This window comes from Rhodococcus sp. AH-ZY2, assembly GCF_030916465.1.
In the GTDB taxonomy this organism is placed as follows: domain Bacteria; phylum Actinomycetota; class Actinomycetes; order Mycobacteriales; family Mycobacteriaceae; genus Rhodococcus; species Rhodococcus ruber.
The window spans coordinates 235,197-256,590 of record NZ_CP126460.1 but is presented as its reverse complement, the minus strand read 5'-3'; the positions used below and the strand labels follow the sequence as shown (position 1 = coordinate 256,590).

16 protein-coding genes and 4 pseudogenes are annotated in these 21,394 nt (G+C 63.9%); 9 read left to right on the top strand and 11 right to left on the bottom strand.

The annotated features are described in order from the left end of the window. Nucleotides 1–470 precede the first annotated feature (470 nt). On the top strand, nucleotides 471–1,085 hold the full coding sequence (locus QNA09_RS28690) for a DUF2510 domain-containing protein (protein ID WP_024100410.1): 615 nt from the start codon (nucleotides 471–473) through the stop codon (nucleotides 1,083–1,085). Between the two features lie 114 nt (nucleotides 1,086–1,199). Here the strand turns inward: QNA09_RS28690 and QNA09_RS28685 are convergent. Then, a pseudogene (locus QNA09_RS28685) lies at nucleotides 1,200–1,457 on the bottom strand (transposase); the annotation flags it as partial. 93 nt (nucleotides 1,458–1,550) lie between these two features. Here QNA09_RS28685 and QNA09_RS28680 point away from each other — a divergent pair. The 4 genes and pseudogenes from QNA09_RS28680 to QNA09_RS28665 all read left to right on the top strand — a co-directional run bounded on the left by QNA09_RS28680 (nucleotide 1,551) and on the right by QNA09_RS28665 (nucleotide 5,120). Continuing rightward, on the top strand, nucleotides 1,551–2,606 hold the full coding sequence (locus tag QNA09_RS28680; protein WP_064257805.1) for a tyrosine-type recombinase/integrase: 1,056 nt from the start codon (nucleotides 1,551–1,553) through the stop codon (nucleotides 2,604–2,606). Then, nucleotides 2,603–4,558: a tyrosine-type recombinase/integrase gene (locus tag QNA09_RS28675; protein ID WP_064257806.1), complete on the top strand. Its 1,956-nt coding sequence runs from the start codon at nucleotides 2,603–2,605 to the stop codon at nucleotides 4,556–4,558. The genes QNA09_RS28680 and QNA09_RS28675 overlap by 4 nt, the downstream gene beginning before the upstream one ends. Nucleotides 4,559–4,602: 44 nt before the next feature. Further along, a pseudogene (locus QNA09_RS28670) lies at nucleotides 4,603–4,839 on the top strand (transposase); the annotation flags it as partial. Nucleotides 4,840–4,964: 125 nt separating this feature from the next. Next, a complete protein-coding gene (locus QNA09_RS28665; protein ID WP_156666319.1) occupies nucleotides 4,965–5,120 on the top strand; it encodes a hypothetical protein in 156 nt (51 codons plus the stop codon). 24 nt (nucleotides 5,121–5,144) lie between these two features. Here the strand turns inward: QNA09_RS28665 and QNA09_RS28660 are convergent. The 4 genes and pseudogenes from QNA09_RS28660 to QNA09_RS28645 form a co-directional block, all read right to left on the bottom strand. Further along, nucleotides 5,145–5,579, bottom strand: a pseudogene (locus QNA09_RS28660) (transposase); the annotation flags it as partial. Between the two features lie 62 nt (nucleotides 5,580–5,641). Beyond that, nucleotides 5,642–6,463, bottom strand: a complete 822-nt coding sequence (istB, locus tag QNA09_RS28655; RefSeq protein WP_068158116.1) for an IS21-like element helper ATPase IstB — start codon at nucleotides 6,461–6,463, stop codon at nucleotides 5,642–5,644. Continuing rightward, nucleotides 6,460–7,815 (bottom strand): helix-turn-helix domain-containing protein, encoded by a 1,356-nt coding sequence (locus QNA09_RS28650; RefSeq protein ID WP_068158111.1) that lies wholly within the window; start codon nucleotides 7,813–7,815, stop codon nucleotides 6,460–6,462. Before QNA09_RS28650 ends, istB begins: the two co-directional genes overlap by 4 nt. A 137-nt stretch (nucleotides 7,816–7,952) precedes the next feature. Further along, nucleotides 7,953–8,834: pseudogene (locus tag QNA09_RS28645) on the bottom strand (IS256 family transposase); the annotation flags it as partial. Between QNA09_RS28645 and QNA09_RS28640 the strand changes: the two are divergent. After that, the gene (locus QNA09_RS28640; RefSeq protein ID WP_156666277.1) at nucleotides 8,827–9,120 is read left to right on the top strand and encodes a hypothetical protein; all 294 of its coding nucleotides are present in this window, start codon (nucleotides 8,827–8,829) and stop codon (nucleotides 9,118–9,120) included. The pseudogene QNA09_RS28645 and the gene QNA09_RS28640 sit on opposite strands and share 8 nt — an antisense overlap. 10 nt (nucleotides 9,121–9,130) lie before the next feature. Here QNA09_RS28640 and mcrC read toward each other — a convergent pair whose 3' ends face one another. The 3 genes from mcrC to QNA09_RS28625 all read right to left on the bottom strand — a co-directional run bounded on the left by mcrC (nucleotide 9,131) and on the right by QNA09_RS28625 (nucleotide 13,246). Then, nucleotides 9,131–10,183, bottom strand: a complete 1,053-nt coding sequence (mcrC, locus tag QNA09_RS28635) for a 5-methylcytosine-specific restriction endonuclease system specificity protein McrC (RefSeq protein ID WP_064257655.1) — start codon at nucleotides 10,181–10,183, stop codon at nucleotides 9,131–9,133. Beyond that, nucleotides 10,180–12,423: an AAA family ATPase gene (locus tag QNA09_RS28630; RefSeq protein WP_082921202.1), complete on the bottom strand. Its 2,244-nt coding sequence runs from the start codon at nucleotides 12,421–12,423 to the stop codon at nucleotides 10,180–10,182. Before QNA09_RS28630 ends, mcrC begins: the two co-directional genes overlap by 4 nt. 250 nt (nucleotides 12,424–12,673) lie before the next feature. Continuing rightward, nucleotides 12,674–13,246 (bottom strand): hypothetical protein, encoded by a 573-nt coding sequence (locus tag QNA09_RS28625; RefSeq protein WP_219130582.1) that lies wholly within the window; start codon nucleotides 13,244–13,246, stop codon nucleotides 12,674–12,676. A gap of 920 nt (nucleotides 13,247–14,166) precedes the next feature. On the opposite strand from QNA09_RS28625, the gene QNA09_RS28620 reads away from it, so the two are divergent. Next, entirely contained in the window at nucleotides 14,167–15,561 is a 1,395-nt protein-coding gene (locus QNA09_RS28620; protein WP_064257652.1) for a DUF4041 domain-containing protein, read from the top strand. A gap of 300 nt (nucleotides 15,562–15,861) precedes the next feature. On the opposite strand, the gene QNA09_RS28615 is transcribed toward QNA09_RS28620, so the two are convergent. Then, nucleotides 15,862–17,135, bottom strand: a protein-coding gene (locus tag QNA09_RS28615) for an IS3 family transposase (RefSeq protein WP_156354424.1) whose coding sequence is annotated in 2 segments (ribosomal slippage) — nucleotides 15,862–16,856 and nucleotides 16,856–17,135 — 1,275 coding nt in all. Because the reading frame shifts where the segments join, the coding sequence is not laid out codon by codon here. Between the two features lie 153 nt (nucleotides 17,136–17,288). Here QNA09_RS28615 and QNA09_RS28610 point away from each other — a divergent pair. Then, nucleotides 17,289–17,687 (top strand): hypothetical protein, encoded by a 399-nt coding sequence (locus QNA09_RS28610; protein ID WP_064257651.1) that lies wholly within the window; start codon nucleotides 17,289–17,291, stop codon nucleotides 17,685–17,687. Next, the gene (locus QNA09_RS28605; RefSeq protein WP_064257650.1) at nucleotides 17,687–18,058 is read left to right on the top strand and encodes a helix-turn-helix domain-containing protein; all 372 of its coding nucleotides are present in this window, start codon (nucleotides 17,687–17,689) and stop codon (nucleotides 18,056–18,058) included. Before QNA09_RS28610 ends, QNA09_RS28605 begins: the two co-directional genes overlap by 1 nt. An 88-nt stretch (nucleotides 18,059–18,146) precedes the next feature. Here QNA09_RS28605 and QNA09_RS28600 read toward each other — a convergent pair whose 3' ends face one another. Together QNA09_RS28600 and QNA09_RS28595 are read right to left on the bottom strand one after the other, a co-directional pair. Then, nucleotides 18,147–18,554, bottom strand: coding sequence for a hypothetical protein (locus tag QNA09_RS28600; RefSeq protein ID WP_308072595.1), 408 nt, complete (start codon nucleotides 18,552–18,554; stop codon nucleotides 18,147–18,149). A 564-nt stretch (nucleotides 18,555–19,118) separates the two neighbouring features. Further along, nucleotides 19,119–19,826 carry a hypothetical protein gene (locus QNA09_RS28595; RefSeq protein ID WP_064257648.1) on the bottom strand — a complete coding sequence of 236 codons (708 nt, stop codon included), beginning with the start codon at nucleotides 19,824–19,826 and terminating at the stop codon, nucleotides 19,119–19,121. Between the last annotated feature and the right edge of the window lie 1,568 nt (nucleotides 19,827–21,394).

The window sequence follows — 21,394 nt, the reverse complement described above, 5'->3', positions numbered from 1 at the left end:
GCTTCCTTTGTGTGCGCCCGTGCTTCGATCTCGCGGGGGCCGCGGTACCGCCGCGCTGCAAACAGCCCTCGACGGCAGCCGACGCGAGAATTTCGGCACGATCGTGTCGATCCCGGACAGATGCAGGTTGCTGATCACCACGACGCCGCGCCGCGAATCGGCAACACCGATGAGACAGTGAACGCTTCGGCGGCAGCCTGACCCCGGCGGCAGCATCCCGATCTCGCCCACGACGAGCAACTCGGTCCGGGCAATCCTGCTGATGGTCGTGCGGGTCGCTCCATCGAGATGCTCAGGGATCCTCCTGAACATCGGCGACATCGAGACCCCAACCGGAAAGCGCCTGTGCATCTCGAAGGATTCATCTCACCGATGCGGGACTACATCGTGACCGAAAACGCGACCGAACGTACTTCCCGTGACTACGTTCGATGGAAACCGAACGTCCACCAGCGGAAAGGATTCCACTGATGTCTGACGCATCGAATCCCGGCGGTGCCGGTTCGCCCGCACCCGGCTACTACCCTGACCCATCCGGTGTCATGCGATGGTGGGACGGAAGCCGGTGGACCGATCGCGTACAGAACAGCGGACCGCCTCCGTCGGCACCTCAGCCGCCCAAGAAATCGCACACCGTGCGCAACATCTTATTGGCGCTGGTCGCAGTGGGTGTATTGGCGATCGGTGGCTGTATCGCATTCCTCGCTGTTGCCGCGAACGAGGTCAACGAGGCAATCGAAACCGCGGAGGCCCAGGACTCTGCCCCTGGCGGGCCCGATAACCCCCTGACGATTTCCGAGGGTCAACCCTTCGAGGTTTCGGGCTTCCAGTACGCACCCGGATGGTCCGTCACGCAGGACGGACTCGGTTACGTCCAGATAGAGGGCCTGAAGGTGACCAATGCGCGAGGTGACAGGGACGGCGCGTTCGTGGAGATCAAGTTCATGGACGGAAACGAGGTAGTGGCGCTCGTCGACTGCACGACAGAACAGATCCCGGTCGGTCAAACCACGTCCTTGAACTGCTCCAGTGGCGACAAGTTCCCAGCGACGTACGACAGGATCACCATCAACGACACCTTCTGAGCGCAGCAGGAGCTCATGCCGGCGCCGACTGCCGTCACGGTGCTGCGTGAGGGGTGTTGCTGAGGGTCAAGCCCCTGGTAGTGGTGTAACTCGTTTTTGATCCTTCGTTGGTGGTCAGGCGGGTAGTTGCATCAGTTCATCGGTGCTCACCTCCGTCGCCTGGCTGGTGTCGGTGTTGGTGGTCAGGGTGAGCCGGCAGCGGCTGAGCACTTCTAGGCCGAGGTATCGGCGGCCTTCGGCCCATTCGTCGGTCTGCTCGGCCAGGACGGCGCCGATGAGGCGGACGATGGCATCCCGGTTGGGGAAGATGCCCACGACGTCGGTGCGGCGGCGGATCTCGCGGTTGAGCCGCTCGGTTAACCGGCCCTCCCACGACACGATCACGGTTGCAGCGTGAGGTCCTGAGCCGACGACCGGTTGAGGCGCATGCTGGCGGTGTCGGCTCCGATCGAAAGGCGGCGGACAATGACCGTTCGGGTGCGCATCAGCAGCAACGGGCATGTGATCGACGGCCAATGGGAAGGATGCGCAGCAGCAAACGCGTTCCTGACGCATCTGGCCGGACGCGGATTCAGTTCGGCAACGGTGCGGGCATATGCGTTCGACGTGCTCAATCTGGCCCGATTCCTGCTCGATCGCGACCTCACGGTGGCTGCGGTGACGCCGGTGACGGTGTTCGAGTGGGTCGACTGGCAGAACGTGCACCGCAAACCCCGCCCAGGCATGGCGACACGAGGTGATCGGGGCACTGCGGCATCGACGATCAACCGACGAGTCGCGGCGATACGCGCATTGTTCGAATACCTGGTGATGACCGGGATACGCACCGAAAATCCGGTGCCCTCACCGCGGCGCGGACAGGGACTGCGACCACCAGCGCGAGGACTGCTCGGACACCTCGGGCCGGGCCGACCCCGAGCCGGAGGCAGGCTGGTACGCCAACCGCGGCTACTGCCCGAGTCCCTCGACGCCGACGCGATCGAGCAGTTTGCGGCGTCGCTGCGCACCCATCGGGATCGAGCGATGTTGTGGGCGATGCTGTTCGGCGGGCTGCGCAACGCCGAGGTGCGATCCCTGCGGTTGGCAGACGTCGATTTCGGCCAGCGACGACTCCGGGTGCTCGGCAAAGGCTGCAAGGAACGGGTGGTGCCGGTCGATGCGGTGTTCTTCACCGAACTGTCGGCCTATCTGCGCCTCGAACGGCCACCGGGGTTGGCGACCGAGGAGTGTTTCGTGGTGCTGCGCGGCCCCACCGCGGGGGCGCCGGTGACCGAGGCGGGACTGCGGTCGCTGTTCCGGCGGCACCGGGACCTCTCCGGTGCGACGAGGGTGCGTCCGCACCGATTGCGCCACACCTACGGCACCGAACTCGCTGCCGCCGGAATCGATCTGATGGTGCTGCGAGAATTGATGGGGCATGTGTCTCCGGACACCACTGCCGAATATGTGCATTTGTCGGTCGAGCAGCTCGCCGCCGAATACGGCGCGGCCCGCGCCAGTCTCGCCGGAACACGACAATGAGCACCGCGGTGGTTGCGACGGTCGTCCTGCCGGCCGGACCGGGTGCGGTGCTCACCGACTACCTCGAGCACGTCGCCAGCCTCGGGCTCAGCGACAGGTCGGTGCGCGCTCGCACCCTCATCGCGACCACCTTCCTCACCACGCATCCGGACTTGCGGGACTGGATGACCCGACCCGCTGCCGACCGGCTGGCCGAACTACGCCGCACCGGGGCCTGGCCACTGCTGTGTCACCTCATCGGACGCGGCAACCTGCGGCTCGACCTCGAACTCGCGGCCGTCAAGAACCTCACCGGACTCGGCCGGGCCGTCGAGGACCGCGACCCGGACGGGTTCGCCGCGGTCCGGGCCGCCGGCCTGGTTTTGGGGTGGACACCGCAATGGGTCGAGACCGTCCTCGGCGAGTGCCTGGCGGTGCTGCTCGCCTGGCACGGCGGTTCCGTCAGCGGTGTGAGCGCCGAGACCGTCGGCGAGTTCGACGCCGCATTGGCTGCCACACAGTCAATCCCGGATACATCGAAACGCGCCTACCGCAACCGTATCGCGGGACTGCGACAAATGCTGTTTCAGGCCCGCATCGTCGACACCCCACCACGGCGCCGACCGTGGGCCCGCACCTACGCCCAACGCTTCGCCGACGCCCCGATGGCCGATCCGATCCGCGAGGCCCTGTTGCGTTACGTCACCGTCCGGGCATCGGTGCTCCGCCCGAAATCGGCCGAATCGCTGATCAACGACCTGCTGCCGTTCGCGGACTACCTCACCACCAACCATCCCGAGGTCACCTCCCTCGAGGATCTCGACCGCAGTCACATCGAGGGCTTCCTCGTCTGGAATCGCACCCGCACCTGGCGTGGGCAACGCGCCGCTGCCGGGGCCGGGCGCATCATCTCCAAGGCCGTGATCCAATCGACGGTACTGAGCGTGCGCAACCTGCTCGAGGACATCACCGAATGGGGCTGGGAGCAGGCCCCACCGCGCCGTCTGGTCTTCGCCGCCGACGTCCCGAAACTCGACCAACCGCTTCCGCGGGCATTGCCGCCCGACATCGATGCTGCGGTGATGAATGCGGTTTCCCAGCTGGATGATTCGTTCGCTCGTATCGGGTTGACGGTGCTGCGCGGAGCCGGTCTGCGGGTCGGGGAGCTACTGGATCTCGAGCTCGGCAGCGTCATCGATTACGGCCCGGCCGGGACCTGGCTCAAGGTTCCGTTGGGCAAGCTCGCCACCGAACGCATGGTCCCGCTCTCGGCGACCACTATCGCCGCGTTGGACGAGTGGACCGGCGGGCGTGGTATCTGTCGGCCATTGCCGCATCCCCGCACCGGAGAGTTGACCGATTTCCTGTTCGTCGCACACGGCCGCCGTCTCAGCCAGACCCGGCTGCGCAACGGTCTGCTCGCTGCCGTCGAGGCTTGCGGACTGCGTGGGGCCGGGGGTGCGCCGTTGGTGGTGACCCCGCATCAGCTGCGGCATACTTGGGCCACCGAACTCGCCAACGCCGGGATGAGCCTGCAGGCGTTGATGGCGTTGCTCGGGCATGTCACTCCGCAGATGACTTTGCGTTACGCCACTTTGGCTTCACCGACGTTGCGGGATGCCTATGACCAGGCGATGGGCAAGATGCGGCGGCGGTTCACGCTCACTCCGGTCGGCAAACCGATCGTCCCCGACGCGGTGAGTTGGCTCGGCAGTGAGATGCTCAAAACGCGTGTTGCCCACGGTTACTGTTCCCGTCACGAGAGCGCGGGTGCGTGTCCCTATGCCAACATCTGCGAGACCTGCGACAACTTCGTCACCGGACCTGAGTTCCGCGGCGCGCTCGAGGCGCAACGCACCGACATCCAGGCTCTCGAGGTCGATGCTCGTGACCGTGGATGGCCCGATGAAGCTGCCCGGCATCATCGTGTCGCTGAGGCGTTGACCGACCACTTGCAGCGTCTCGATCGCTGATTCGATGTGAGATCAGGGTTGATCTCATCCCTGAGGGCCGGATAATCGAGCGGTTGAACAAGGAAATCAAGCGTCGAGCCGATGTCGTGGAGATCTTCCCGAACCCGGCGGCGTTCCTGCGTCTGGCGACCGCGGTGGTCATCGAGCAGCACGACGAATGGCAGGTCACCCGCCGCTATGTCTCGGATGTGAGCATGGACGAGCTCCGTGCGGTGATCGCCGCGAAGGAACACGCTACCGAACCGGCGTTGTCGTTGACCGGCTCAAGCGAAACAGCATAGTATTCAGCACGACTCGTTGATCGCTACGTGTGCTGCAGAGCCAATCCGAAGTCCACCACTCCACGGGGCGCTATCGTTCGATCTGGATCGGGTAGTGGACGAGCGTCGACTGGAGTTGGAGATGTGTGGGCGAGCTCGATGAAGACGCCGACGCCGAATCGCTCACCGGTAATGCCACGGGTGAGGCGACGGGGACGTTTGTGCCCGAGTTCGTGCCGTTCGCCGGTCGGGACGGCAATCTGTTGTTGTCAACTCCCGCCCCGGTGCGCTGTGAGAAATAGTCAAATCCTGTGGATCGAGGGTCGTCAGGCGACCTCGGACACCGGCGAATCAGGTGACGGTTCGGGGGTGATATCGACGGGCCGTTCGAGGAGCTTGCCCTTGTGGAACAGAGCGCCGGCCCGTACGAGCGCGACCAGGTGTGGCGCGTTGATCGCCCGCCACCGGGACTGCGCGGCCTCGATCAGCTTGTAGGCCATCGCCATCCCCGCCGCCCTCGAACCCGGGCCCTTGGTCACTTTGGTCCTCAATCGCACTGTGGCGAAGGTGGATTCGATCGGGTTGGTGGTGCGTAGGTGCACCCAATGCTCGGCTGGATACCGGAAGTACTCGAGCAGCACGTCGGCATCGTCGGTGATCTTCTTCACCGCCTTCGGGTACTTCGCGCCGTAGTCGCGTTCGAACGCCGCGATCGCCAACTGGGCCTTGTCGATGTCCTCCGCGTTGTAGATCTCCTTCATCTGATGAGGCTCAGCGAAGGTGCTCGCTTGTGCTCGTCGAAAGTGCCCACTCGTGGGCGGGTTCACTGTAGCGGTTGCCGGGTGCCGGTGGTGGCTTGACGGAGCTTTTCCGACCGGGCGTGGTGATCACGCAGCCGGTAGGAATCCCCGTCGAGGTTGAGTACCACCGATCGGTGCAGAAGCCGGTCGAGCATCGCGGCGGCGACGGTCGTATCGCCGAGGACCTCACCCCACTCTCCGACACCCCGGTTGGTGGTGATGATGATCGAGGTCTTCAGATAGCGTTGCGCGACAACCTGAAACAGTGCGGAGGCGGCCTCGCCGGGCAGGGGTAGGTAGCCGAGTTCGTCGATCACCAGCAGCGTCGGGCCGGCGTAGAACCGCATCGTCGTCGCCCACCGGCCTTCGATCGCAGCGCGATGGCAGCGGGCGGCCAGATCGGCGGCGGTGGTGAAGTAGGTGCGATAACCGGCATGCGCGGCCGCCCGCGCCAAGCCCACCGACAGGTGGGTCTTTCCGACCCCCGGCGGCCCGATGAGCAGGACGTTCGTCGCGGTTTCGAGGAACCGGCAGGTGCCCAACTCGGCGATCAATGCCCGATCGAGGCCGGGGGCGGCGTCGAAGTCGAAGTCCTCGAGACAGGCCGGGGTGGGCAGGCACGCGAACCGCAACCGCCCGGCGAGGCGGCGGGCTTCGGTGGCGTCGACCTCGATCGACAGCAGCTGTTCGAGCGCTGCGGTCATCGACAGACCGTCCTTCTGGGCTCGGTCGAGCACCGACGGCAGCGCTTCGGCAGCGTCGTGCAACTTGAGCGTCGCCAAGTGTCCTCGCAGACGCTGATAAAGACTTGCCGAGGTCGCGGTGGTGTCGGGGGTGGTGGTCATACGAGGGTGTTCCTTCCGCGGGCTGCGCGCTCGTAGGCGGCCAGGTCGACCACCGTCGATCGCGGTGTCGTCGACGGTGGGTGGCGGTCCGTGGTGTTGGTGCGCAATGCTGCTGCCGCAGTGAGCGCCTCGGGTCCGGGTGGGATGCGTTCTTTGCGGCGGTGCGGTCGGCCTCCGGCCGCGGCACCGGCCATCGCGGCCTGTTCAAGGGCGTGAACGTGGCCGTGATCGCGCACCACGGCGCCGGCCCCGTCCGGCGCCAACCGGTGGCGGGCGACGGTGATCTGCGAGGCGGTGACGATGTCGATCACCTCGTCGCCGAGCTGCCGGGTGACGGTGACCTGCGCTGCGGCCAGTTCCGGGGGCACCGAGTAGCGGTTGCCGCGGTAGGCCACCAACGCCTGCCTCGAGACGGTGCGCGGTTCGCTGAGCACCACCGGATACGGACTGCTCGGCATCGACGTCAACGGTTCCCGGTCGGCGACGGTGCGCACCGGGGCCTTGCCGTCGGCGGTGGCCCGCATCCGGGCATCGGCGCGTCGACTACAGAATTTGTCCACGCTCGCCTGGGCCTGCTCGACGGTGAGCTCGTCCGCCACGGTGCGCCACCATCGCTGGGCCGCAGTGTGATTGGACTTCTCGACGACACCCTTGCGATTGCCGGACCGCGGTGGGCAGATCGCCACCAACACGCCGTAATACTTGGCGACCCCGGCGAAGGAGGCAGTGACTTTTCCGCTGTCGGGGTAACAGACCGTCGACATTCGATCGAATCGCCAGGTGTGGGTCAGGCCGCCGAGTTTTCGGCAGATCCGGTCGAGGCCGTCGATCAGATGCGGCTGGGTCATGGCCGGGGCGAGCACCCCGCGCCACCGACCCGAATGCGCGAGCGATCCGACCAGCAGATATGCGGTCTTACCCCAGCCCCACGAGGCGGGTGGGTTCGGCAGCTCGACCCAGTCCCACTGGGTTTCCGCCCCCGCCGGATGGTCGATGACCGCGTTGGGGCGGTCGGTCGCGCACGCGCAGGCTTGGCAGACGGGCCGGAGCTTGCGTTGCCGGATCTGGCGGGTCAGCGTCTGATACGAGGCGGTGTAGCCGAGGTCTTCGAGTTCGTCGCACAAGGTCCGTGCCCACAGATGCGGATCCTCGGTCAGACGAGCGGTGACGTAGTCGACGAACGGTTCGAACGGATCCTCACCAGCGGGTTTACGGATGCCGGGGGTGGTGGTGCCGTTCAGATAGTTGCGGATCGTGCGCCGGTTTCGGCCGGTGTGCCGGGCGATCGCCGAGATCGTCCAGCCTCGTTTGTGCAGTGCGTGGATCTCCACGTCTTCCTCCCATGTCAACATGAGAAAGCGGTCTCCTTCGGGGTGCTGGTGCGTGGTCAGAGACCACCAGCATCGAAGGAGACCCGCCCTCATCGGCGGAGCCACACGGGTGAGCACTTTCGGTGAGCAGGTCTGAGCAGGATCAAAGAGCGCCATCACATCGCCGCCAACGCGCCCGGATGCGCCGACTTCGGGAGCGCAGCAAGAACATTGGCTTGCTTGTGGAACCAGCAGCGTTGCTCGCGGGTGTCGGGGAACACCTCCCGCAGCGCCTTCCAGAACCCGAGCGCACCGTCGCCGACCGCCAACGCCGGGGCGCGCATCCCGCGGCGGCGGCAGCCGCGCAGCAGATCGGCCCACGACTCGGTCGATTCGCGGTAGCCGTCGGTGAGTGCGACGAGTTCCTTGCGGCCGTCGGCGCGGACCCCGAGCATTACCAGCAGGCAGAGTTTTTCCTGCTCGAGGCGGACTTTCAGGTGGATTCCGTCGACCCACAGGTACACGTAGTCGACCTGCGAGAGGTCCCTGGTGCCGAAGGCCTTCGCCTCGTCCTGCCACTGGGCCGTGAGCCGGGTGATCGAGGATGCGGACAGTCCGGCGCCGGTGCCGAGGAACTGTTCGAGCGCCGGCCCGAAGTCACTGGTTGACAGGCCGTGCAGGTACAGCAGCGGCAGCACCTCCGATACCTGCTCGGACTTGCGAGCCCAGGCGGGCAGGATCGCCGAGGAGAACCGCTTGCGCTCGCCGGTATCGGGGTCGATCCGCTTGTCGTTCACGCGGGGCGCCTTCACCGCCACCGCACCCGCCGAGGTCACGACCTCACGTTCGGCGTGGTATCCGTTGCGGACCACCAGTCGGTGGCCGTGTTCGTCGACCTCACCGGCATACCGGGCTACATAGTCGGCGACCTCGGCCTGCAACGCCGCGGCCAGCATCTGCCGGGCACCGTCGCGGACGATCTGGTCGAGCAACGACCGGCCCGCACCGGCCGCATTGCGGGTCTCGTTGGAGTCGTCGTTGTTGTCTACTACCGTGAGCACGGGCGTGCCTTCCCGCCAGCGCGCCAACGCTGGTCTTGATCAGAATTCGGATTCCTTGCAGATCATCTTCCGGGAAGGCACGCCCGCCCGGGATCCACAGGTTCTGATCATTGCTCGTGCGCTGTACGGATGTGTCACAAAGTTCGACAAGGTCGGCGCCGATGACGTCAGCCCGCGGTGGATGTCGATCAGTGCCCTGCTCTCCGCCTTACCTGCCGCCGCCGAGAGTTCTTTGTGGTGGAAATACGGGGTTGGAAGTCAGCTTCGATGCATTACGTCCTTGTAGGAACAATGTGTTAGTTCTGAAGCCATGTGACGATGTCTTCGAGCTGAGTGCTGAGTTCGTTCCATGGACGGTTGAGGTCGAGTGTTCGAGCGCCGATGCGGTTGCCTTGGACGACGACGTCCAGTCCGGGCTGCGCAGGTGCTTCGGTACGCGCATAGAGCAATAGCCCGCTGACCGAGCCGTCGCGGTTCACGTCGGCGTTCTTCACGTACGTCAATACTTGGTACAGATTGGTCGAGTGGACAGTCGGCTTGCCCCACATCCCGGCCTGCATCGATCGGCCGTAATATTTCGCATCAATGATGAGTGCCCGGTGTCCACGCCGCAGTGTGACATCGGTGCGCATTGCCGGGAGCTGTTCGGCTCCGAGTGCGCCTGCATCGTCGTAGTCCCACTTGACGGTGGAGCCGGTGGGGGAGAGTTCGGGGTGGTGGACGATGTAGTACTCGCGCAGGAATCGTTCATACAAGCTGCTCATCGCGTCGTCCGAGACCCATGAGGTGAGCTTGGTGCTTCCGGCATCCTGTGTGGGGAGGAGCCCGCGGACGATCAGTTCACAGACACCGAGCAACAGCCGGTATGTGGCGTTGGCGCGGTGGTAGGTCAGCGTGCGCCAGCGGATCGATGTCGGCGCGATCAGCGTCACCGCGTCCAGGTATGGCAGAAGCCGACGCAGCGCAGCCCGGCGGGGCGCGGCGACATCACCGTGGCGGAGGAGTAGGACGATGACCGACTTCAGCGCCCTGTTGTGGGGCGTGTCGAGCTCGTACTCGTCGAACTCGCACACCAGCCTTCCTCGGAACGTAGAGCGAGTGGCTGCGGTGCGAGTGATATCGATACGTCCGCGAATGGTGGCGAGCGCTTCGCTGCGGTGCAGGTAGTCGCGATGAAGACCGCGCTTGACCTGTGTGCCGACGCCACGCACGAGAATTTCCGCGAACAGATCGTGAAGATGGTCGAAGGCCTCGGCCGCGATTCGGTCGTTGCCTTCGCTGCGGATCGCTCGAAAGGCATAGGCCATCATCACGTACACGTTACGGATAGCGATGGACCTCTCGGTCATGCGACGGCGGCCCTGAGCCTGCTGGCCCACTCCTCGGCCGTGGTCGGCTCGTCGAACCAGTACTCGTCGAGAAGGGGGATGAGTTCGTCCTCGACCACCGAGTACAGCCATTCATCGTCGGTGGCGCCTTCTGGAGGGCTGGAGAGGAAGCTGTGTCCGATGGCGAAGCCCTGGCCGAGTGCGGGGTCGTCGGCGATGGTCTTGTTGAGGTCGATGACCACTTCGACGAGGCGGTCGAGGGTGGGACTTCCAGCGTCTTGCTGCCAACGGGTGAATCCGGCAGAGTGGAAGCCCGGGGTCATCTCGAAAAATCCGAAGCGACGACGCAGTGCGTAATCCAGGACGGCAAGGCTGCGGTCGGCGGTGTTCATCATGCCGATGATGTGGACGTTGGTGGGGACGGAGAACGTCTCGTTCTTGTACAACAGTCGGAGGTCTTGTCCGCGTTTGTCGGCTTCGATGAGCATGAGCAGCTCGCCGAAGATCTTGGAGATGTTGCCGCGGTTGATCTCGTCGATGATGAAGAAGTACGGCCGGTCGGTGTCGTCGGCGCGGGCCTTCTCGCAGAAGCGATAAAACGGCCCTTCAGTGAGCGTGAAACCACCGGTCTCGGTGGGCCGGTATCCCATCATGAAGTCCTCGTACGAGTAGCTCTGATGGAACTGGACCATCTGGACCCGACTCGGATCCTTCACCCCCATGATCGAGTATGCCAGGCGCTTTGCGGCGAAGGTCTTCCCGACACCGGGCGGGCCAGCGAGGATGACGCTCTTCTTCCGCGCCAGCAGAGAGCGCAAACGTTCGTATCGCTCCTCCGGCAGATAGACCTCCTTGAGGAATGCCGTCTTGTCGTAAGCCGGAAGTGGCGTCGGAGTCCCGAGCAACTCCGGCTCTTCCTCGCCGGCGATGAGCTCTTCAAGGTTCTCGACGTAGTCGTGATAGCTCGTAATATCGGTCAGTGTTTTGATTGCGGCATCCCCGGGGTGCTCCCAGGACCCCATATGGGTCCACTTCACTGAGCGCACATGGCGATACGAGGTGCGACCCGGCTCGAACCGGGCGCTGGAGGTGACCTCGCCGCGCCCGACGATCTCGCGCCGCCCGCGCTTGGCATAGACGATGTCGCCCACGGCGATCTCGTTCTGGAACTCCCACACTGCAAGAACGTCGTTTCTCAACGACCCGCCGGTCCCCTCGACGTCGAGTGCCTGTCGAATCGACTCTCGACTCGGGTACGTAGCGAGGTCGTCGAGCTCGTCCCAACCGATCGCCATGATGCCGCTGGACGAGAACTCCTCCCACTCCGAAGCTTGCGGCCCAGGGGAGTAAAGCCAGTAGTGGCGTGGACGAGGCTCAACCAGCTCACCGACTTCAACGTCTGTGAGAGTCGATTCAGCGCGGGAGGCGTCCCAGAGCTCCGCTACCCCAGGTGTCCAGAAGTGGAACGGTCCCTCGACCTCGTGAGCGAGGGCGGCGCGGATCGCGAGTAGATCGCGGTCGATCGAGCCAGGGGTGCCGCCTGACGCCCCGCCGATTCGATCGGCCAGACCATCACGGATTTTCACCTTCATCGAGGCCGAAGAGATCGGCTCGAACACATCGGGTCGCGCAAGGAACTGCAGGGCGTTGCGGATGTCGGAGCGGTCGTCACCGGAGGCGAGCATGACGCGCTGCAGCTCCCACGGATCGCTCCGCGCTGACTCGCGCTCGGCCTCCGACAGGCCAGTCCAGTGGCGCACGAAGGTCGAAGCCCAAATGACGTGTCGCCACAGTACCCCGTTGTACCAGGAACCGGGGTCGAACCCTGCGGTCCCGGCCGGGCGGTCAAGCCAGGTGGACATTGGCTCCGGGATTGCCAAAGGGGAGTCGAGATGCGTCAGCACCCGGTCGACATGGGCCCTGCGTGTCTCGGGGCGGGCCGACCGAAGCGCGTGCTCTCGTAGGAAGACGAGTTCGGCCGCAAGGAGCACGACCTCACGAGATGCTCCTTGAAGTTGCCGGTCGAGCTTTTCCCATTGGCCCTGGTCCTTTCCGACGATGGGGTTGTCCCCAATTCTGGCCCGAAGTTCTTCTGCCGCCTCAGCTGTCCAGATCGTGGTCGCCGGGTCGATCACGGACCGACCGTCTCCGAGCATATGAGTGAACACCTCGCCGATCTCGCGCGCGATCTTCATGTCAGGGACCGGCCGTGAAGATTCGAGGGCAAACTCTGAGTCGACATCAAAATGATCATTGGCCATGTCTGCAGTCTGCCCGATCGTTACCCGCGCAAGGTATAGGCGTCCCCCCGCGATTAGCGATGAAAACCTCAAGTCGCGGCGGCAAAGACGCAGGGCTCTGGTCGACGACGGGGTCGAACGAGCCGATACGCAAGGGCTCTCCACTGAACTCCGGCCCAAACTTTGCGTAAAGCTGCATCGTGCTACCAGCTGGCCCGTCGTCGATCAAGGACACGATGCTGATCGACGACGGGAAAGGGCGGGATGTCAGCTATTCGCTGCTGCCACTGCTGCCGAGAATCGGCGGTAATACCGGGGTGGGTTCCGGTTCCGGCTCTGGTTCCGGTTCGGGGGCGGGATCCGGAACGAGTTTCACGACACGGCTGGTGGAGGTGGTGCTGCTGCCCTCGAGATACGAGACGGTGACCGCATCCTGGGGTCCGACTGCAACACCGGTAGGATAGACGACACCGGTGAAGGGCAGCGCAGTGCGGGTGCCATCTGCTCCGAGGCGGACGATTCGGGGAGCGTCGCCTTCTGCACCCGCGAGCACGGGCGATCCGTCAGTTGCAGCGGCGACATCGAGCAGGTCGAACCCGGGTACCGCGGTCTCGGTGCGGGTTCCATCACGCCTGACTGTCACAACCGCCGAATCTCCGTCCCGAAACTGCGCATCCCCGATCAGGATGTTGCCGGCCCGGTCCAGATCGACACCGCGTGGTTGTACGAATCCGGTGACCGTTTGAGTGATGTCGCCACTGGTGATGTCCGCTCGGATGACCTGCGCGTCGTCATTGCCGGTCCCGCAGTCGAGGACCACGAGTTCGGTGCTGTCAGTGGCCACATCGCAGGGGTTGTGGACTGCGAGAGGGATCTGGGCGGCACCACCACCTGGAGGGATTCGAGTCACCCAGCCGGGCGCCACCTCTCCCGTACGTGAGAGCGAACTTCCCACCGTGTAGACGATGGAGCCATCGTTCGCCCGGGCGATACCGCTACCACCGCCGGGAGCGTCGACGGTGAAACCCCATTGTGTTCCGTCGGTACCGACGTACGTGATTCGAGCGCCGGTGACGGCTCTCCGCTGCGCGGTTCGGTGCCGGGGTCGATGGATGCGGCCTCGTGGTCGACGACGGTGTGGTGCTGGGGATGGCATCATCGATGCTGACCCCGATTCCCTCCGCGTCGTTCATCGAGCAGAAAGCGTGATGGCACATGGACTATCGCAGCACCGACGCATCCGACCGTCGCCGTGACCCGCGCGAGCCTCGGCGCCGGCCGGACCCCACGGCGGAGCAGACCGCGCCCGGACCGAACATGACGGACGCGATCCACCGCCGGCTGTTTTCCGACTACACACCCACCGCTGGACCGCGCTGACCGGTATGCGTGCGGCACGGACCTCGGCGATCAACTCGTCGGGCAGTGCCCGCACCCCGTTTCGGCCCAGGACCGACCGCACGAGCTCGCTGAGGGAGAGCCCGAGCACCTGTCCCAGCTCGGCGAGCGTGGTGGCTCGGAGTGCTGGCCAGGGACGGGATCGAGGGGTTCGGTGCGGCACCGCTGCCGCAGGCCGTGAGTGCGCCGAAAGCGGCGAGCCCGAGGGCAGCAAGTCGAAACGCGGTCTTCATATCCGGTGGATCGTCGGACGGTCCGGAACGGTTACCGGATTTGTCCGGTCTTGTCTGTGGGGCACGGCGAAATGCCACGCAGATGGCATATCCCCGATGACACGAGCGCGGTGGGATCTGATATCTGTTGGCGATGACTGCACCACCTGGATGGCATCCCGATCCCGAAGGCGCCGCGCAGCTGCGCTGGTGGGACGGAACCCAGTGGACCTCTGCGACCCAACCGCTCGTTCCGGAATCTGTACAGCCGTCCGAGTCCCTACCGCCGTCGAGCTCGCCGGAGTCCTCGCAGCAGCGCATCACGCTGTTCAATGCGAAGAAGCGTGCCCAGGAGCTGCAGTCCGAGGTGGATCGCTTGCGCCGTCTGGTCGATCAGATGGGGCTCGGTGGGGTAGCAGCGCTCGATGCCGAAACCGCGCGCCTGAACGACCAGGTTGCCGCGTTGCGCGCCGAACACACCAACCTGGCCGCGCAGATCACCGCAGCACGAGCGGAACTCGTCGAAGCCCACAGTCAGCAAGAACTCCAGACCGTGGCGTTGTACCGGTATCACCACCCGGCAGAAACGTCCGTACAGCTCAAGGATGAACTCGCCCGCGTGCAGGCAGCGATCAAACAGGCGGTGCGCGACAAGACCGCGATCACCGCCACCTCGAACTTCACGTTCAACAACTCCGCAACGCAGGGGCGAAAGTTCGTCTCGGAGATGTCGAAGATCATGCTGCGCGCCTACAACGCCGAGGCGGAGAACTGCGTCAAGACCGTCAAGGCCGGAAATCTCGCGGCGGCGTCCGCACGACTGTTCAAGGCTTCCGAACAGATTGCCCGTCAGGGGCAGATGATCGCTCTACGCGTAACAGATCACTATCACCGCCTTCGATTGCGGGAACTCGAACTGGCCGCCGATGTCCACCAGAAGGTCCAGGAGGAAAAGGAAGCCGAACGCGCGCGGCGCGAGGAGTTGCGCGAGCAACGCAAAGCCGAGCAGGAACTGGCCGCCGAACGCGCCAAGCTGGACAAGGAATTGGCGCACTACCAATCGGCCTTGGCCACGTTGGAGGCGAACGGCGACAGCGCTGCTGCCGAACGCCTGAGATCCAAGCTCGTTGATGTCCAGCGCGCCATCGATGACGTCGACTATCGGGCAGCGAACATCCGCGCCGGGTACGTCTACGTCATCTCGAATATGGGCGCTTTCGGAATCAACATGGTCAAGATCGGGATGACCCGCAGGCTCGACCCGATGGACAGGGTGCGTGAACTCGGTGACGCATCGGTGCCGTTCCGCTTCGACGTGCACGCCTTGTTCTTCTCCGAGGACGCGGTGACCGTCGAAGCCAGACTGCACGAAGCATTCGCCGAACGGCGGGTCAACAAGGTGAACCCGAGACGCGAGTTCTTCTACGCCACTCCCGAGGATGTCCTCGAAGTGCTAGGTCGGCACGTCGGCGAGGTGCTTTCGTTCACCGCCGAACCCGAGGCGGAGGAATACCTTCTCAGCATCGGGAAGAAGGACGCCGCATTCTGACCGGTGGACTGTGGGGCGGCCCCGGCGGATAGTTGGGGCCGGCTCGGATACATCTGCGTGCGTGGAATATTGACGACGCACACCCATCGACAAGAGCTCCCGATCCCGTGAGGCTCATGGTGACTCACGACAAGCGCTGCCCCTTGTTCGTCTACAGTTTGCGGGCGCCGACGGATCTGCGCGACGGTGCCGGGATGACTGCGGTGACATCGTCACTGGCAGGTTGGACAGAGGGGTTCGTTCGCCTTGTGTGCACCCGGTGCGATGTCGGCCTGATCCCTCCCGGCGTTTCCGGAGAGCTCATGGTGTGAGCGCTTCCTCCGGATTGAGGGTGCGCATGCGATCGTAGTGGAGTTGCTCTGCCCGGTCGGGGGTGAGGTCGTGGCAGTAGCTGTGTGGTCGTTCTCGGTTGTAGAACGCCACCCATTCGGCGGTGCCCAGCGACAACTCAGTGGCTCCATGGAACAGGGGCTGGTTGTCGACCAGTTCGTTCTTGTAGTCCGAGTTCACCGATTCGGCCAGGGCATTGTCGAAACTGTCCCCGACGGTGCCGATAGAGGCCGCGATCCCTTCCTCGGCCAATCGCTGCCCGAACACGATGGCAGTATACTGCGATCCGGCGTCGCTATGATGGACGAGTTTGCTCAAATCGACTACCCCGCAACGTTTTCTGTTGTCGATCGCATTGTTGATCGCATCGGTCACCAAGTTCACCGTCATCTCCGTGGCCACCTTCCAGCCGACGATCTTGCGGGCGAACACGTCAGTCACGAAGGCTGTGTACGCCCAACCGGATTCGGTGCGGCAGTAGGTGAAATCGGCCACCCACAGGCGGTTGGGTGCCGCGGCATAAAACTGCCGGTCGACCAGATCCGTCGGCCGCTTGGCCGCCGCGTCAGGGATGGTCGTGCGCACCCGTTTCTTCTTGATCGCGCCGTGCCATCCCATCTCCCGCATGACCCGTTCAACCGTGCAACGGGCGACATCTAATCCGTTGCTGCGCAGCATTATCCATGTCTTTCGTGAGCCCAGAACGCGGGTCAGGGGTTTGTTCTTGCGGAGCATGAAGATCGCATCGATGACCTGCGCGTCAGCGAGCATACGGGCGCTCGGCCCGCGGTTGATGTGGTCGTAGTATGTGGACGGGGCGATGCGCCAGCCGTGCTCAGAGAGCACGGCGCACATCGAATCGACACCCCAGATAAGACCATCCGCACCCACCCGATGTCCCTGGTGGGTGCGGATGAAGTCCACAATTACCGGTGTGGCCGGTCGATTTCGGCCGCGAAGAAAACCGACGCCGCTTTCAGGATGCCGTTGGCCCGTTTGAGTTCGGCGACCTCCTGTTTGAGCCTGCGGATCTCCTCGTTGTCGGCCCTCGAGGCGCCTTCCGCATCAGCGGCCGGGGCCTTACGAACCCACTGACGGACAGTCTCCGCCGAGGTCACCCCCAACAGATCTGCGGTCTTGCGCATCGCCGGCCACTCCGCCGACCCGTGGGCCACCAACTGGGCCACCATGTCCACGGCGTCTCGCTTCAACTCAGCCGAGTACCGCTTCGATCCTGCTGCCATAGGTTTCATCCTCCCTTGAGAGGAGCCCTCCGGAAATCCCGGGAGGGATCAGCCCGTCTTGCTGGTGGTGTGTTGATCTGGGGCCGAGGTCGCGGCTGACACATCACTTTGTATGGCCTTGACGACATATGGTTTTGATGCCATATTGGGGGTGTGGACGTAGATGCCCCGGAAGGGTTCTGGGACTGGCTCGACCGTATCGAAGTCAAAGCCAGAGGAGGTGACGAGCATTCTCGGCGCATCCTTGCTCGGGCTGTCGACGCACTGAAACTGCTGCGGGATCTGCCCGGGCCTCCGGACGAGGACAAGCCTGACCTCAAGCGGGTACGTCAGTTGGGTCGGTATCCGGTGTGGCGCACAGCCCGTCCTTTCGACCCTGGCATTGCGTTCCGCTTGATCTGTTGGTTCCCGCCGAACAGCAACACCGTGGTGGTGGCGCTGTTTGCGGGCGACAAGTCGAGGATCGGTGACGTGTTTTACAACAGTGTCGGCCCCCGAGCCGATACCGCGATCCGAGCATGGAAGTTCCAGGCAGAAGAAGGAGATCAGTGATGGCCGAACCGTTGGACCGGACCCGATTCACCCGCGGAAACGACCGTATCGACCGACTGGCCGCGGACCCGCTAATCGCCGACGACGTCGCCCGTTACGCGGCCGAACGTGCGGAGGTCAACCGGATCTATGCTCAAGGTCTCGCGGACATCCGCAAGGCTGGCAACCTGACGCAAACCGAAGTTGCGAAGATCCTCGACACCGACCAGGGCACAGTGTCGAGGATTGAGAACCGGGATGATCTGCTGCTCTCGACCCTGCGGCAGTACCTGGCCGCAACCGGTGCGGTGCACGCGAAGATCGTCGTGGAGAAGGACGGTGTCGAGATCGCTCTCGACCTCGACACTTTCGCGTCATCGACACCCGCATGATGCGGTAGCGGCGTCCCGGACGGCATCGTCCGGGACGCCGTCTCGTTCTGGTTGTCAGCTGCTCGCATGGGCCGGTCATTGTCAGTCGTCAGTGCACTGCGAGGGCCCGAATCGTGCCGCGGCCCTCCTGGTCGGTCTTGGATTTGCGCAGCCGGATGTGCAACCCGTCGAGCCGATGCACCGCGATGTCCCTGCAGGTGAGGGCGACGAGTTCGCTGCGCCGGACCGCCCCCGCGAAACCGAGCAGCAGGATCGCGGCATCGCGGCGTTCCAGAACCTCATCGGCCCGACTCCGGCAGCTCGAGCGGGCTTTGTCGACGATGGTGAGGACGTCGGCGGTGAGTAGCGGTGCCCGCGGATTGCGGGGTCGGTCTCCGGCGGTGGGCGTAGTCGCGGCGGATCCTGGACATCGTTGCCGCACCAGGTCATCGCCGGTGGGGCTGGAGTGTCCGGCTTCGCGGTGATGATGCGCGATCGCCGTGAGATGGTGCGCCAAAGTGGCCGGGGGCGTAGGCGCGGGTGCCGTCCGGAGTGAGGGTGTCGGCGGCGGAGACCAGATATGCGGCGAGGGTCACCGGATGCGCCGGCAACGCGGCGTGTCCCTCGCTTCGTCACCAGGTGGTGAATGTCCGCCGTACCGGGGCGTAGGTGCGGCGGGTACCGGCGGAGCGGGCCGAGGCCACCGAGGCACCGATCCGCTCGAGGGTGTGCGGAAGTGTCTGTATGGAACATGAGAGTCGGCGCCACCAGGATCTGTCGCACTGATGAAGAACGCCGAGCCCAGGAGGCAGCTGAGCGCCTTAGGGAGCTTGAGGAGCAGTACGGCCTGGACCGTCTGCCCAACACCGAGGATGACCCGAATCACGACATCTACATTGACGTGCCGATATCGACGCCCCGGATGTCGACCTGCCGAACGTTGGCGGTTTTCTGTGTAGGTTGGCGGTTTTCTGTGTAGGCGGGCGCGTTGGTGTTGAGCGCTGGATAGCTGAGGTACGCACTGATGCCCCCGTCGTTGCCGCGGAAGGGGTGCGCCGTGCAGCTTGAATGCGGGTGTTCGTTAGTCCCACGGCGTCGAGGTGAACCCTGCTGCACGCATGTGTTGCCGTGCTTCTTCCTGAAACGTCTCGACCTGTTCCTTTAAGGTCTCGACATACCCTGCCTGCGCCCGTGCCGCGTCGGAAGTCTCGTACTTGGGTAGCCCGCGTTCCTGGCGGAAGACATTGACGAACTTGTCCAGCTCGATCGCTGCGGCTTGCATCGCCGCGTTCTTCGCCATCGGCTCGGTGGTCTGGCTGACTACCGTCCGGAGTGCCTCGAAGACGCGTACTGCTGCATCCTGCAGTTCAGTGGAGGCGAACAGCTTCAGGTTGCTCAGCGACAAACCGAGACGTTTCAACTCGGTCACCTGGGTCTCCACGAACGCCATCTTCTCCATGGCATTTGGGTCGATCTCTCCGGCATCGGACAGCACTTGGTCGCGAAGAAAGTTGAAGAGTTTATTTTCATCGATGACAGCGAGAAGCATGTCTGATGCCGTGGTGGCGTAGCTGCTGGCGGCTTCGAAGACGATCGCCTGATTGCGTTGCTCCTGCTCGCGTTCCGCTTTTCGGGCGTCGAGATCGTTCTCCTGATCGATCTTGCGAAGGTCGCTCTTCTTGGTCGAGACCAGGTTGAATCCTCCAGTTACCACCGCACCGAGGAGGGTGCCCGCGGGAACGCCCCACCAGAAGCCGGGCTGCGTGAAGAAGTCGGAGAGTGCGCTCATGGCGGGCAACCTAGCAACTACCCCTGACAGAAAGATCGCCGGTAAGGGCTTCCACACCGTTTGACGCTGGTTGGGCCGTGCGTGGATCCTTGTTGCGGATTGCACTGCGCCACCGCTCCGGGGAACCCGGGCCGCCTCCGGTGGGTTGGTTGCAGTGTGGTGTCGGTGCTGGTGGGTGTTTTTTGGTTGTGACCTGGGGTGATGCCATGTCCCGTTGTGGTGGGGTGCCGGAGACTGGGGCCGGCGGATGCGTGCGGGGGTCGGAGCGTCGGGGTGCGCGCGGGGCCTGGTGATGCTGGTTTTGGGCGTTTTTGAATTATGTTGTGCTGCAATATATCTATATAAATATATTGTCGTACAGTGATTTTGAGTGACTTTGCGCATAGGAACATTGGTGTTGTGTCGTATTTGGTTGGTAGCATGAGTATTTCAATGCTATCTGGTTCGTATAGTGTCCGGGTGTGTCTGGTGTGGTGGGGTATGATGGGTGCGTGACATCGGGACGGGTTGAGAGAGACGGGGGCAGTGCGTCCCCGTCTCTCATTCGGGTGGGGGGAGTCAATAGCGTGTCGATGAATTGTGTTGGTGAGACTGTTATTTTGATTTTGAGCGGAGCGCAGCGACGCGTTCGGCGGCAACGTGACGGGAGTACCGTCGAGCCGCGCAGCGGCTCCCTGGTGGGGAGCGTAGCGACCCGCCCCGTTCCCCGGCGCGGAGCGCCGGGGAAGCGCCGCGAGGTGCTGCTTTGCATGAGACGGTCTGAATCTTTAACCTTAGCAATACGTGGCCGAACGCAGCGTTCGGCCACGTATTGCTAAGGTTAAAGATTCAGACCGTCTCATGCAAAGCAGCACCTCGCGGCGCTTCCCCGGCGCTCCGCGCCGGGGAACGGGGCGGGTCGCTACGCTCCCCACCAGGGAGCCGCTGCGCGGCTCGACGGTACTCCCGTCACGTTGCCGCCGAACGCGTCGCTGCGCTCCGCTCAAAATCAAAATAACAGTCTCACCAACACAATTCATCGACACGCTATTGACTCCCCCCACCCGAATGAGAGACGGGGACGCACTGCCCCCGTCTCTCTCAACCCGTCCCGATGTCACGCACCCATCATACCCCACCACACCAGACACACCCGGACACTATACGAACCAGATAGCATTGAAATACTCATGCTACCAACCAAATACGACACAACACCAATGTTCCTATGCGCAAAGTCACTCAAAATCACTGTACGACAATATATTTATATAGATATATTGCAGCACAACATAATTCAAAAACGCCCAAAACCAGCATCACCAGGCCCCGCGCGCACCCCGACGCTCCGACCCCCGCACGCATCCGCCGGCCCCAGTCTCCGGCACCCCACCACAACGGGACATGGCATCACCCCAGGTCACAACCAAAAAACACCCACCAGCACCGACACCACACTGCAACCAACCCACCGGAGGCGGCCCGGGTTCCCCGGAGCGGTGGCGCAGTGCAATCCGCAACAAGGATCCACGCACGGCCCAACCAGCGTCAAACGGTGTGGAAGCCCTTACCGGCGATCTTTCTGTCAG